Origin of the sequence: Sinomonas cellulolyticus (assembly GCF_014656475.1) — a bacterium.
GTDB lineage: Bacteria > Actinomycetota > Actinomycetes > Actinomycetales > Micrococcaceae > Sinomonas > Sinomonas cellulolyticus.
In genome coordinates this window covers 309,756-322,535 of sequence record NZ_BNCM01000005.1, presented here as the reverse complement: position 1 = coordinate 322,535, position 12,780 = coordinate 309,756, and the positions used below count along the sequence as shown (strand labels likewise).

Sequence of the window (12,780 nt, the reverse complement as noted above, 5' to 3'; positions counted from 1 at the left end):
CGGCAGGCCATCATCGACGCCCTCACCACCGGGAAATCTCAGGCACTAAGCAAATGACCAAACTCAGGTCTGCGCCGGCTAGGAGAAGGACGGGGACGGCGATGCCGGCCTACCGGTTGTCGGTTGCCCGGCTTCTGTTCAGCAGGGTCATAGGCGGCGACGTGGCTCACCAGTAGGCGCAGCGTAGCCTCGGGGCGATGCAGCCAGCGTCGGCTGTGGCCGCGGACGACTGAGCTGCCCGTGGCCTAGGTTCCGGTCCGCACGAGTTCATAGGGGTAGGGGAACGCGAGGAGCTGACAATGGAGCCGGTCTTCCTCCCAACAAACGCCAATGCGCGTCCCATACTGTAGCCAGCCCAGTGAACCTACGCTGGATGCGTCCTTCGCACGCACAGCGGGGTGCCGTGCTGCAGCCGTCGCCATACTCTCCCTGGGCCCGCATAGGCCTGTTTGGGCTCGCGGTCTACGGCCTCCTCATCGGGTACGGAACGCTGGAGCCGCAGCGGGACCAGACAACCGACCCGGAGGGCGGGGCAGTGTTCGTGAGCAGCACCCGCTATCTGTTGAGCCACGTGCCGGCCAACGTCCTCGGTCCGGTCCTCGCGGTCCTCGCGGTCCTCGGCACCGTCGCCCTGGGTGCCACCCTCGCGCGTGGCCGCTCGTCTCAGCTGGGGCTCTGGGGCATGGTCCTGGCGGTCGACGCCCACGCGCTCTTCTCCGTCCCCGGCGTTGATCTCGACGTTCGGCACCCCGCCGATCGGAGCCGCCTACCTGCGCGGCAACCAGGACGCGATGCAGCTGGAGTTATCGCCGGTCCTGTCGCTGATCGTGCTGCTGGCCTCCTCCTGGCCGTGGTCGGCAATGTCCTGCTCGGCGCGGCGTGGGAATGCCGACCACGGGGGCGAGCCTGCCGACGCAGCCGCTCGGCCGGGTCCTGCTGGCCGCGGCCGCCGAGTGGTTGGCCTTCTTCCAGCAGGCCAAAATACTTGACGGCCGTCGGGGCACGTCCACTGTTGACTTTGCTCATGCTCAATGGTTGTCCCCCGCAAGGTCTTCGGCGACGTATGTCTGCAAATATCCAAGGCTGCATCCATTGGGGGAGTGATGAACGTAGCGCGCAATTGGGTCCGTTGACTTGGGTGGGTGCGTCGATAGCCGCACTGCTGCTCCTCCTGACCTTCTTCACTCGGGTCCCGGTTGTATGGGTCTTCTTCGTTTGCGGCGTCACGTCGGTGACGGCTCTCTGCGCGCTCATCACAGGACGACATTCCTAACTGCGATTCGGGGACCGCAAAGTGGCGGCCGTCGGGGTCGCCGGGTCTATCACGCTTGGCTTCAGGTCGATGGCGACGGCCGCTGCCACCATGTCAGGAATTGCTCAAGAAAACGTCAGAACCGGGACCTGCGGGCGCACCGCCGAGCAGAATGGGGCCGACCACTCAGTCACCACCCGGGGGACCAACTCATGCCGCACCTGCACCGCTCGAGCCCAGCCACCGCGAAGCGCCCGCTCGCCCTCTCCGCCTTCCTGGCCGCCTGCGTCGCCGTAACGGGCCTCGCCACGGCGACGGCCGCGCCCGCCCAAGCGGCCGGCGTCGTGCCTCAGACCACCACGACCACCTACACCGCCCCGAACCCCGAGCCGGCCTACGGCACCGAGGCGGCGGCCCTCCTCGAGACGATCCCGGTCAAGGGCCGCGCCCCGAAGACGGGCTACGACCGCTCTCAGTTCGGCCCGGCCTGGCTCGACGCGGACGGCAACGACTGCGACACCCGCAACGACATGCTCAACCGCGACCTGACGGACATCACCTACGTCACCTCCGTCCCCTGCACGGTCGCCTCCGGCACCCTCGCCGACCCCCACACCGCCACCACCATCGCGTTCCTGCGAGGGGTGGGCACGAGCGACGCGGTGCAGATCGACCACGTCGTCGCCCTCTCCGATGCGTGGCAGAAGGGCGCCCAACAGTTCACCCACTCCCAGCGCGTGGCCCTGGCCAACGACCCGCTCAACCTCCACAGTCCACCGACGGGCCCACCAACGAGCAGAAGGGCGACGGCGACGCCGCCACCTGGCTGCCGCCGGACACCGCCTTCCGCTGCGCGTACGTGGCCCGCCAGGCCTCGGTGAAGGCCACCGACAGCCTGTAGGTCACCCAGGCCGAGCACGACGCCATCGCCGGCATCATCGCCCAGTGCCCCGGGCAGCTCGCGCCGACCGACAAGCCCGACCCGGCCGCGCCGCAGGCCCCCGCCCCGGCGCCCGCGCTCCCGACCGTGACCCCCGGCGCGTACTGCAGCACGGCCGGCGCCCAGGGCGTGAGCTCCACGGGCATCCTCTACACGTGCAAGACCTCGGCCACGGACACGCGCTTGCGCTGGCGGCAGTAGGGGCGGCGGGTGGCCGCCCCTTAGGCGCCCCACCCAGAGGCCGCCGCTGTGATCCTCTCCAGGGCCCAGTCCCAGCGGACGTACTCCTGCTCGAGGCGCACGCCGGCCCAGCCGTCCGGGACCACATCGCCGCCGGTCAGCGCGGCATAGACCTCGCCCTCCTCGCCGGTGAGCCGCGTCAGCGCCGCGCGCGTGGGGCGGGGGTCCTCGACCCACAGCTCCGCGTGCGCCACAAGCGTCTCCCCGTCCATGAGCAGGCTCTCGACGTGCGGATGCGAGGCGCGGAGCTGGTTCAGGACCGCGAAGCCGTGCGAGTCCAGGTCGCCCCAGTACAGCAGCGGGAAGGCTGCGAGCCATGCCGGCACCCGCGTGCCTGACCCGAACCCTGCCCCGAAGACGGCCAGCGCGCCGGACAGCGGCGGCAGCGAGAGGAACGTGACCTTGTTCTCCACCACGATGACCGTCCGCAGGGGCAGCCGCAGCCTGGCGAACTCATCGACGCGGAGCACAACGTCCGTGGCGCCGCCCGGGAACGCGAGGGCCGGGTCCAGGAGCCGGAAGCGCACCCCCGCCAGCTCGGTCAGCAGCCCGTGCCGGGACTCGAAGCCGCCAGCTGGCCGCTCAGGGTCGAGGGCCGTGACGAGCTCGTCGAGGGTCCGCCGGCGCGTCTCGAGGAACTTCGTGTGGATCCCCGGCAGGGACAGCTGCCTCAGGTACACGCCTGGCGCGGGGTGGTCCGCGAACCACCGCGCGGCCCGGACCAGATCCGGCAGGTCCCCGCGCACCTCGAGCGCGTGCAGCGGCCGTCGGGCGAGCCAGTCCTCGAGCCCCGGCTCCGCGGCGAGGACCGCCTCGGCGACGCGCGAGAACGACTCGAGGTCCCGCCGTCGTCCGATGAACCCCGCCTCGTCCGCGGGCGAGGCGAACACCGCGGCCGCGGGCACGAGGTTCGCCCCGATGGTCGTCCGCCCCACCTCGGCCGTCTCGAGGCTGAACGGCCCCGACCCGTCGGCGCCGGCCGCCGCGTGCAGCTCCGCAGCCCACGCGCGCGCGGCGGAGTAGTCGTCGCGCAGCTGGGTTGCGGTGGGGCGCCTGAGCGGACGACGACGCGGGTAGGCTCCCGTGGGCCGGATCGCCTCCTGCAGGAGCTCGCCACGGTCCCAGGACCGCTGCGCGGCCGCCTTCAGCTCCGCGAGCCCCGTCCAGCCGGGCGCACCGGCCGGGCGGGCGCGCGCCTTCTCAGCCGGCACGCCGGTCCCGCTCCTCGCGGTACTCCTGGATGGTCATGTTCCGCAGTCGCGAGTCCTGCCCGGTCGGATTCGCGACGAAGCCCACGTGGGCCACGTACGGCTCGATCACATGGATCTTCTGCAGCGGCGTGACCACGAGCAGCTGGAGCCGCATGCGGCGGAACAGCTCGAGACCGTACCGCGCGGACTCGTCCGAGCCGCGCCCGAAGGCCTCGTCGATGACCACGAAGCGGAAGCTGCGGTCCGGGTTCCGGCCCCGCTCCGCCGCCGTGGACCGCTCGGCGGACTGGGTCCCTACGAGCCCGAACTGGAACGCGAGGGCCGCGGCGAGGATCGTGTAGGCGAGCTTCTCCTTCTGCCCGCCGGACTTGCCGCCCGAGTCCGTGAAGTGCTCGTGCTCCTCGCCCGTCTCGGTCCACTTCTCGGAGGCACTGAACGTGAACCACTGCCGCACGTCGGTGACCTTCGAGGTCCACCGCGCGTCGAGGGCGGTGAGCCCCTGGCGCCCCCGGAACCGCTCCACGAGCTTTTCGACCTGGAGGAACTTCTGCTCGGAGTACTGCTCCTCTGCGCCGAGCGTGCCCTCGGAGCAGGCCCGCAGGTCCGCCACGAACTCGCGCACGTCCGAATCCGTGGTGGGCTGGTGCTCGAGCTGGATGTGCCGGCCGGGGTTGTACTCGATCTCGGCGAGCGAGGCGTTGATCTCGCGGATCCTGGCGGCGATCACGGTCTTGCGCGCGTCGAGGAACGCGTTGAAGCCCACCACCTCGTTGATCGTGTTCTGATTCAGCGACTCCTTGAAACGGGCCTCGAAGCGGGGCAGGTCGTTGCCCTGCAGCTGGGCGAGGAGAGCGTTGTACTCGGCCGCCGCGTCGAGCGACTCGTCGAAGTCCGTGGTCTCCGCCGGGTAGGCCGCGCGGAAGGCGGCCATGAGGTTGATCGTCTTTTCAGCCGCGGTAGCCACGCGCTTGTTGAGCGCGTCGAGGTCGCCCTGGAGCCGCTCCCGAACCCGCGTCTGCGCCCGCTCGGCGTTCTTGTACGTAAGCTCCTCCTCGCCGAGCACCGCCCCGGCGAGCGCCGCGATCTCCGCCGCCAGCCCGGCGTCGTCCGTGAGGGGGTGCTCGGCGAGGATCCCGCGGCACTCAGCGATCGCCTCAGCGATCGCGCGCTCCTCCGCCTCGTTCGCCCCGAGCCGCTTCTCCACGGCGGAGGCCTTCTCCCTCGCCCTGCCCAGGCGCACGACGGCGTCCGCCTCCTTTGCAGACAGCGCGGCCAGGACGTCGCTGGCTCCCTCGATCTGGGCCTTCTCGGCGGCGAGGTCCTCGATCCGGCGTGATGTGCCGCGCCAGTCGATGTCCTCGAAGGCTGTACTGTGCAGGGTCCCGAGGTCCCTTTGGCCCTGGGCCAGCTCACCCAGGCCCGCGGCGGTCCGGGCGATCCGGGCGTCGAGCGCCGCGGGGCCGGCCTCGGCCTCGTCGAGCTCGGCCCGGAGCCGGACGACCTTCTCGGTGTTGTCCCAGCCGAGGACGTACTCGCGCCGGTCCCTGAGGTCGCGGCGGTCGTCCTTCTCATGCCGGCCGCCGCCCGTCTTGAGCTGGCCGTTGGGGGTGACCGCCCGGGCCGAGCGGCGGAAATCCACGAGGTCCTCGCAGCAGCGGTGGTCGAAGCGCCCGGCGAGCTCGCCGAGGAGGAACTCGCGGAGCGGGGTGCCGGGCTTGACCGCGATCTTGGAACCCAGCGTTCCCGGCTCCGCCTGGGCCGCGGGCCCTGAACGGGAGTCGGCGACCCTGAGGTACACGAGCCGGGCGCGCAGGTTGTTCGCGTCCACCCACGAGCTCACGGCCGCGTAGTGCTCGTCCGGGACGAGGAGCGAGAGGGCGAATCCGCGCAGCGTGCGCTCTGCAGCGCCCTCCCACAGCGATTCGCCGTCCCGCACCCGCAGCAGCTCGCCCGCGTACGGAAGCGCCGCAGCGGGCACGCCGGTGCCGGCGCACAGGCGTGCGCGCAGTTCGAGCTGGGTCCGGGGCAGCAGGTTCTGCCGCGCACTGAGGCTGCGCACCTCGTCGGAGAGCTCCTGCGCCCGCCCAGCGGCGTCGCTGCGTTCTGCCATGAGCCTGGCCCGCTCGTCGTTGAGGGCCTCGGCGCGTTCCCGGAGTCCGTGCTCGACCTCCTCGAGGAGGCCCGCGTTGTGGTCGAACGCCACCCGCTCGTCGGGGTCCACGAGCCCGAGGCGCCCTGCGGCTGCTGCGTAGACTGCGCCCTTGTCCTTCTGCCTGGCCTGGGCCGCGCGGGCGTCGAGGATGGCTGCGTCGAGCGCGGCGAGCCGGCCTCCGCCGTGGGTGCGCAGGTCCTCGCGGATCTGGGCTAGCTCGCGGTCGACGGCGAGCTCCTCGCCCCGCCGCTCGTCCCGCTCCCGGCCCAGGCGCTCGGCCGTCCGGGCGAGTTCGGCCTGGTGCTCGAGGCTGAGCCCGAGTCTCTTGGACGTGAACCAGGCCTGGAGCTGGTCCCGCTGGGCACGGCCGCGGGCCTCCTGGTGGGCCAGCTCGGCGTGCCGCGCCGCGCCGTCGCGCACGGGGACGAGCCGGGCGATCTGGTCCTTCGCGCGGAGCACCGCCTCGTGGGCCTTCTTGAGGTCGTCGAAATGGTGCAGGAGGTTCGCGATGCGGGCCTCGACGTCGTCGTCGTCGAGCATGTTCGCGCGCACGAACTGCGTGATGTTCTCGACCTGCTTCATCGACACGGTGCGGTGGAAGAGCTCCATCGCCTGGCCGCTGCCGATCCCGAAGTGGCGCTTGAACGCGGACTCGTACTTCTCGAAGGTGTCGAAGACCTCGACGCCGGCAGCGCGCAGGAGTTTCTTGAGCTTCGCAGGATCACCGCCGAAGTCCGAGAAGTCCGCGGCGATGCCCTGCTCGCGCGGGGCGAGTGTGTAGAAGCGGTTCGGCTGACCGGCCTCCTGCGTGGCCCAGAGGGTGAGGGCGAGCGTGACGGTCTTGTCCAGGACCGCGTTGTGGAAGACGCCGAGGACCACGGAGAAGGACCCGGGGCCGCGCAGGGCCACCGGCTTGGAGCTGTCGCCCGCGGCCGTGCGCTCGCTCTTGTGGAAGCCGCGCACGTAGGACATCAGGGTGCGCTCCTTCTTCTGCGCGCCCGCGGCCTTGTTGTACTCGATGCGGTGGGCCGGGAGCAGGAGCGTCGTGACGGCGTCGACCACCGTGGACTTGCCCGAGCCGATGTCCCCCGTCAGCAGGCTCGTCTCACCGTCGAGGCGGAAGGTGCGCACCCCGCCGTCGAACGTGCCCCAGTTGAGCAGCTCGAGCCTGTGTAGGCGGAACCCGGGCCGCGGGCCCTCGCCGGAGTCGTCCGTGCCGCGGGCCTCGTCGGCGAGCCCCTCGAGGCTGAAGAGCTGGTCCTGCTCGTCCACGCTCATGCGCCGTCCCCCTCCTGCGGTTCCTGCGGTGCTTCGCCCGCGAGCGCGGCCCGGTAGTCCGCCAGCCGGGCGTCGAACTCCTCGAGCCACTGCGCGTCGACGAAGGCCTTGATGATCCTGGCCACCTCGTAGGAGCCCTCCTGCCCGCGCAGCCGCCTGAGGAAGCCGAGCTCAACGACCTTCTTGATGGTTGTTGAGAGCTGGTCGAGCATCCTGGCCTCGTTGCTCGTCTCGGGCAGGAAGACCGCGAGCATGTCGTGGAGCTGGGCCTCGGTCATGATCAGCCGGGTCTCGTCGTTGCGCTGGTCGAACTCGGCAAGCCGCGCCCGCAGGAGCGCCAGCAGCAGGCTGACGCTGAAGGTGAGCTGGCGGCGGGGGACGAGGCGCGGAAGGTCCGACCCGGCGTCGGTGCGCGAGCGGAGGAACGCGTAGCCCTCGGCGTCGTCCAGGAACAGCTCGAGGCCCAGGACGGACACGTAGTCCTGCACGTGGGAGCTCAGCTCCCCGAGGGCCTGCCACAGCTTCTCGTCCGATTCGCGGTACAGCACGCCCTTGAACAAGCGGGTGACGACGGCGGGCAGCTCCGCGGGCGTGGCCATGCCCGGCGTGGGCGCGCCCGTGGCGGCGCCGATTCCGGTGCGCTCGGCCGCGCTCATGAAGGCCTCACGAAGATGATGCGTTCCACGAAGGCCTCTCTCTGCTCGCCGTCCGGGAGCGTGTAGACCAGGCGCTGCTCGTGCCCGGTGTCTGTGGTTGCCCAGGGTGATTCCGAGGCGAGCTGGAAGTAGGCCACGATCTCTGCCAGCCCCTGCTCGATGGGATGCGCGTCCACGATGTCGGCGAGGGTCGCCTGGTCTGCCGATTCCAGGACGGCGTCGATCTGCCCGCGGAGGCGCTCCCGGTCCACGGCGAACTGGCCGAACAGGGCCTCGGCGTCGAGCCCGGCGTCGTCGGCGACCTCGACGGCGTCGTCGATCGCGATGCGGCCGGTGGGGGAGTAGAGGGGGCGCTCGAAGGGCAGGCCGACGTCCACGTGCTGGGCCGGCATCTCGGCGACCGTGCCTCGCGGAGGCGATGCGCGCAGTGCGAGCGCGTGCCCCTCGACGCTGCGGATGAGCGCGATGATGCGCTTGTTCTCGAGGAACACCTTGTCGTCCAGCAGCCGGCGCAGCTGCTGGGACAGGCGGCGCACCGTGGCCTGGGTCTCCTCGAGCGCCGGGAGCCAGTCCTGGTGCATGGCCTGGAGCCCGTCGAGGCCAGGGGCGCCTTGGAGGGCGTCGATGCGGCTCGCGCGCTCGAGCAGGTCGACGAGCTCCGCCCGCTGGGTGGGGGACATGAGGTAGTCCCACAGCCCTTGGAACGTGCGGCCCTGGAGGGAGCCGGCGATGTCCTGCCGGTTCGCGAAGATGTCCTCGAGGAGCTCGCCCTGCGTCCCCTCCCAGGTGGCGATGCGCTCGCGGACCTGACGGTCGAGGGTGCGGAAGTTCTGCTCGACCTCGCGGAAGTCGGAGAGGAGCTCCTTGGCCTGGTCGGTGAGCTGCTGGAAATGGTCCCTCGCCTCGGGGGCTCCCATCACGCGCACCTGGCCGCGGGCCACCCGCTCGATCTCCGCGTCGATCCGGTCGCGCTCGGCGTGCAGCTCCGCGAGCCGCACCTCGGGGTCCGTCTCAGAGCCCTGGACGAGCGACTTGAGGAGGGCGAAGATCCCAGAGAGCCTCGACTGCGTTGCCACGAACTCGCGCCCCTGCAGCGATTCGACCCAGCGCACCACATCCTCGGTCGACGCCGTCAGGTCGTAGACGGGCTCGTCGCGGCCCTCAGCGTAGTACTTGCGCAGCCACGCCTTCTCCGGGTTGGCCCACTCGTCGAGGTACTGGGCGGCCGGCCGCGGGAACGCGGCGTCTCCAGTGCTCTCCCGCACCCTGAACAGGACGTCCTCGAGCGTATCGATGAGCTCCTGCCGGCCGAGGTTCCGCCGGTTGGGCTCCGTGAAGGCGGCCATGAAGAAGGTCAGAGCGAGCGGGGCCGTCTGGGCGCATAGGAGAGACCAGCCGGCGTGGTTCTCGCGCAGCGCGCGGATCGTGAAGTAGTCCACGGCACCCCCTCCTGCCCGTGTCGGAAGCGCCCGCGGTGGTTTCGGGCGCCGCTCCCATGCTAGAGCGCTATTTTGTCTGGTTCGGGTGATGCGTGCGGCCCTTACGCGCCTGCGCAGTGCCGAAGAGGATGGTGTATTCGGTTGTCTTGACCGGCCGGGGAACACTTTCGCGTTTCTTGGCGCTCATGCCGTGCGGGGGTCCGGGAGTGGTTCGGGCTCATCGAGCCACGTGAGTTCATGATCGGGCGTGTACCCCTCGGCGAAGGCCTCGGCCGTTGAACGCCACCCGGCGGCGGTGACAAGGAGCCTCTCGTAGTGTGCGACTGCAGCGCACGCCCTCGCCACCATCACAAGTTCGGCCGCGCACGCGGTGCGTTCCTTCTCGGGAAGGAAATTGATCCATCCAAAGGACTGGGCGAGTCGTTGGTGCAACGGGACGCTGTCCGGGCTCAGCGCCGCGGCGACGATGATGGAGGCGACCTCAAGTCCCTCATGATCCCTGCGAAACTCCTCCGAGCGCATGAGGATAAGCGGTTCGCCATCTCTGCGGGTGACGGTTATGGGGCCCTGTTCGGCTGCACGGAACACCTCGCCCGAATTCCGCGAGAGTTCGGACGATTGGACGGTACGCTCGGAGGTCACGGCGCTCATCCTTCCATTATTCTGAATGTGTTCAGAATGGTCAACACGGACGTCGAGCATCGCACGCCAACGCCCGACGGTTGCTCGCCGAGCCGGGTTCACGGTGCGCGCCCGACAGAAACAAAAAGGGGCCGCGCGGTAACCGACCCGCGCGGCCCCCTCCAGCAGGGACGGGCCCTACTTCACGTTCTTCGAGAAGCTCGCGTCCACGTACTTGCTGAGGTCCAGCGGCTTCGTGTACTTGATCGCCCCGGCCTCCATCCAGACCTTCTCCATGTCGGCCAGCTGGTCGGGGAGCGGCGCGAGGTTGGGCAGCCAGGTGTAGAGCGGAACGGCCTTGACCTGGTCCGGCGTCTGGCCCGTGGCGTCGGCGATGATCTTCACGTTCTGGTCCGAGTAGCGGGCGTCGCCCTGGAGGTCCTTGGCACCCTTGGCGAGGGCGTCGAAGAATTTCTGCGCCAGGGGCGAGGAAGCAAACTTGCCGCCGTAGACCACGCCGGTGCCGGAGACGCCCTTGGGCGGGACGGCGAGGGAGACGCCGGTGCCGTCCTTGATGGACTGGGACGAGAACGGCGCGCTGGCCAGGGCGGCGTCGACGCTGCCGTTCTTGAGCGCCGTCGGCATGTCCGGGTTACCGAGGTTGACCAAGGTGACGTCCTTGAGCGTCAGCCCGGCATCCTTCAGCGCCAGCGCCGTGAGGTAGGCGCCCGTGCCGCCTGCGCCACCGGCCACGGCGATCTTCTTGCCCTTCAGGTCGCCGATGCCCTTGACGGTGCCGTCGTCCACAAGCTTCTTCGCCACGACGAGGTCCGTGGGGGAGTTCTTGGTCCCGTCGGAGACGCCCATCGAGCCCACCACCTTAATGTCCAGCCCGGCCTCCATGGCGCTGAACATTCCAGCGGAGAAGCCGGCTACCACGACGTCGAGCTTGCCGCTTGAAGCGAGCGGCACGGCGTCCTGGCCCGACTTGACGTTCTGCAGGTTCAGTTTGATGCCCGCATCCTTGAAGTAGCCCTTCGCGTCCGCCACGTACATTGGGGCGAAGATCGGCAGCTGCACCTGTCCGACGTTGACGGTCTGTAGGTCTCCCGATGCGGATGCCTTCCCGTCCGAGGAGGACGATGCGCCGCAGCCAGTCAACGCGATGGCGACGACGGCCACGAGAGCCCCTAGCCTAGCTCTGATCATTTCTTGACCTTCCTGTGCGATCCGCCGGGCCGCCGCCACGGAAGCAGCGCCCGCTCGAAGAGGATGATGAGGCCCGTCAGGACGGCGCCGAGCAGGGAGACGGTGATCAGCCCCACGTACATGTCCTGTGGCTGGAACAGCTGCCACGAGTTCCAGATGAGATAGCCGAGCCCGTCGTTGGAGGCAACGAACTCGACAGCGGTGATCACGATGACGGACATGCCCGCGGACACCCGGAGCCCGGTCATGATGGCCGGTGTAGCGGCTGGCAGCAGGATGTAGCGGAACAGCCGCCAGCCCGTGGCCTTATACGCGCGCGCCGCCTCGAGGATGCGCGCATCGATCTGGACGATCCCGGCGAGGGTGTTGATCTGCACTACGAAGAAGACGGAGATGACGACGGCGAGCACCTTCGGCGTCTCGGTCAGCCCGAAGATGAGCAGCAGGAGCGGCAGGATGGCGATCTTGGGCAGTGCGTAGAGCGCAGTGAACGTGGGACCGAGCGCGGCGCGGACCGGCCGCCACACCCCCATGGCCAGCCCGGCGATGATCCCGAGCACCGAGCCGATCACGAAGCCCGCGAGCAGCCGTGCGGACGTCGCCTCGATGTGCCCCCACAGCTCGCCGTCGGCGATCATCTGCGCCGCCCGCTCGACAATCTTGCTCGGGGGAGTGAAGAGGCGCGCGTCGAGGAGGCCGCCCCGGGCAGCGACCTCCCAGCACGCCATCAGCACGATGGGCGTTGCGATCGCCAGCAGCAGGTCCCGTGTCCTGAGCCTGCGCTCCCGGCGGTACTCGCGGGCAATTGCGCCATTCAGATCCGGGGACGGTTGGAAGGCGTCTGCCCGCGGGGCCTCTGAGCGAGGAGCAGTGGGTGTGGCGCTCATGAATACCTCAGAGATGCTTGGACTTCGTCGCGGAGCGATTCCCAGATGGCCTGCCGCATGTGGGCGAATTCCTCCGTGCCCTCGATCTCCACCTTCCGGGGGCGCGGGAAGGGCACGTCGATGATCTCCTTGATCCGCCCCGGACGGGCCGACATGACGACGATCTGGTCGCCGAGCAGCAGCGCCTCCTCGATCGCATGCGTCACAAGCACCACCGTCTTGCGCTCGGCTTCCCAAAGCCGCACGAGCTGCTCCTGCATGAGCATCCGGGTCTGCGCGTCGAGCGCACCCAGAGGCTCATCCATGAGCAGCGACGGCGAGCCCGTGGCGAACGCGCGGGCGATCGCGATGCGCTGGCGCATGCCTCCCGAGAGCTGATGCGGATAGGCCTGCTCGAAGCCTGTGAGCCCCACCTCCGAGATCCAGTGCCGCGCGTGCTCCTCACGCTCCCTCTTCCCCACGGCGGCCATCTGCTCGCCGAAGGCGACATTCTGCAGGACGTTGAACCAGGGGAAGACGCCGTGCTCTTGGAACACGAACGCGGACTTCGGAACGTTGGACGACGGGAGGTTGGTGATGACACGGCCCTGGGTCGCCGTCTCGAGGTCGCCGAGAATGCGCAGCAGGGTCGACTTCCCGCATCCCGAGGGGCCCACAATGCACGTGAACGAGCCGGCCCTGAGCTCGAGATTGATATTCGCCAGCGCTTGGACAGGCGTCTTTCCCACGAACACCTTCGAGACGTCGTCGATCTCGAAGGCCGTGGTGCCCGCATCCACGGGCATTGAGGATGTGCTCACAGGTCATTCCTTGTCAGATGTGGCGGCGAACCGCTCCGTCGCGATCCTACTCGCGCGTTCAGGCCCACATCGCCGCTCGTCGTCAGTGTCCGCCA

At 69.5% G+C, this 12,780-nt stretch carries 9 protein-coding genes; 1 reads left to right on the top strand and 8 read right to left on the bottom strand.

The window, feature by feature from the left end; genetic code table 11:
* Positions 1-1,464: 1,464 nt before the first annotated feature.
* A complete protein-coding gene (locus IE231_RS08885) occupies positions 1,465-2,133 on the top strand; it encodes an HNH endonuclease family protein (protein WP_229866598.1) in 669 nt (222 codons plus the stop codon).
* A 280-nt stretch (positions 2,134-2,413) separates the two neighbouring features.
* Here the strand turns inward: IE231_RS08885 and IE231_RS08880 are convergent, their stop codons facing one another.
* The 8 genes from IE231_RS08880 to IE231_RS08845 all read right to left on the bottom strand — a co-directional run bounded on the left by IE231_RS08880 (position 2,414) and on the right by IE231_RS08845 (position 12,685).
* Positions 2,414-3,643: a DUF3322 domain-containing protein gene (locus IE231_RS08880; protein WP_189693575.1), complete on the bottom strand. Its 1,230-nt coding sequence runs from the start codon at positions 3,641-3,643 to the stop codon at positions 2,414-2,416.
* Positions 3,633-7,073: an ATP-binding protein gene (locus tag IE231_RS08875; protein ID WP_189693574.1), complete on the bottom strand. Its 3,441-nt coding sequence runs from the start codon at positions 7,071-7,073 to the stop codon at positions 3,633-3,635. Before IE231_RS08875 ends, IE231_RS08880 begins: the two co-directional genes overlap by 11 nt.
* A complete protein-coding gene (locus IE231_RS08870; protein ID WP_229866597.1) occupies positions 7,070-7,729 on the bottom strand; it encodes a DUF4194 domain-containing protein in 660 nt (219 codons plus the stop codon). Before IE231_RS08870 ends, IE231_RS08875 begins: the two co-directional genes overlap by 4 nt.
* The gene (locus IE231_RS08865) at positions 7,726-9,168 is read right to left on the bottom strand and encodes a DUF3375 domain-containing protein (protein WP_189693573.1); all 1,443 of its coding nucleotides are present in this window, start codon (positions 9,166-9,168) and stop codon (positions 7,726-7,728) included. The genes IE231_RS08870 and IE231_RS08865 overlap by 4 nt, the downstream gene beginning before the upstream one ends.
* 183 nt (positions 9,169-9,351) lie before the next feature.
* A complete protein-coding gene (locus tag IE231_RS08860; RefSeq protein WP_189693572.1) occupies positions 9,352-9,819 on the bottom strand; it encodes a type II toxin-antitoxin system Phd/YefM family antitoxin in 468 nt (155 codons plus the stop codon).
* A gap of 168 nt (positions 9,820-9,987) precedes the next feature.
* A complete protein-coding gene (locus IE231_RS08855; protein ID WP_229866596.1) occupies positions 9,988-10,971 on the bottom strand; it encodes an ABC transporter substrate-binding protein in 984 nt (327 codons plus the stop codon).
* Positions 10,972-10,994: 23 nt separating this feature from the next.
* Complete coding sequence (locus IE231_RS08850; protein WP_189693570.1) at positions 10,995-11,885, bottom strand: ABC transporter permease; 891 nt, start codon at positions 11,883-11,885, stop codon at positions 10,995-10,997.
* A complete protein-coding gene (locus IE231_RS08845; RefSeq protein WP_229866595.1) occupies positions 11,882-12,685 on the bottom strand; it encodes an ABC transporter ATP-binding protein in 804 nt (267 codons plus the stop codon). The genes IE231_RS08850 and IE231_RS08845 overlap by 4 nt, the downstream gene beginning before the upstream one ends.
* Positions 12,686-12,780: the final 95 nt, after the last annotated feature.

Excerpts from the sequence above, each read along its gene's own strand:
- IE231_RS08885 (WP_229866598.1), top strand. The coding sequence starts at position 1,465 with ATGCCGCACCTGCACCGCTCGAGCCCAGCCACCGCGAAGCGCCCGCTC.
- IE231_RS08870 (WP_229866597.1), bottom strand. The coding sequence starts at position 7,729 with ATGAGCGCGGCCGAGCGCACCGGAATCGGCGCCGCCACGGGCGCGCCC.
- IE231_RS08850 (WP_189693570.1), bottom strand. The coding sequence starts at position 11,885 with ATGAGCGCCACACCCACTGCTCCTCGCTCAGAGGCCCCGCGGGCAGAC.
- IE231_RS08875 (WP_189693574.1), bottom strand. The coding sequence starts at position 7,073 with ATGAGCGTGGACGAGCAGGACCAGCTCTTCAGCCTCGAGGGGCTCGCC.
- IE231_RS08860 (WP_189693572.1), bottom strand. The coding sequence starts at position 9,819 with ATGAGCGCCGTGACCTCCGAGCGTACCGTCCAATCGTCCGAACTCTCG.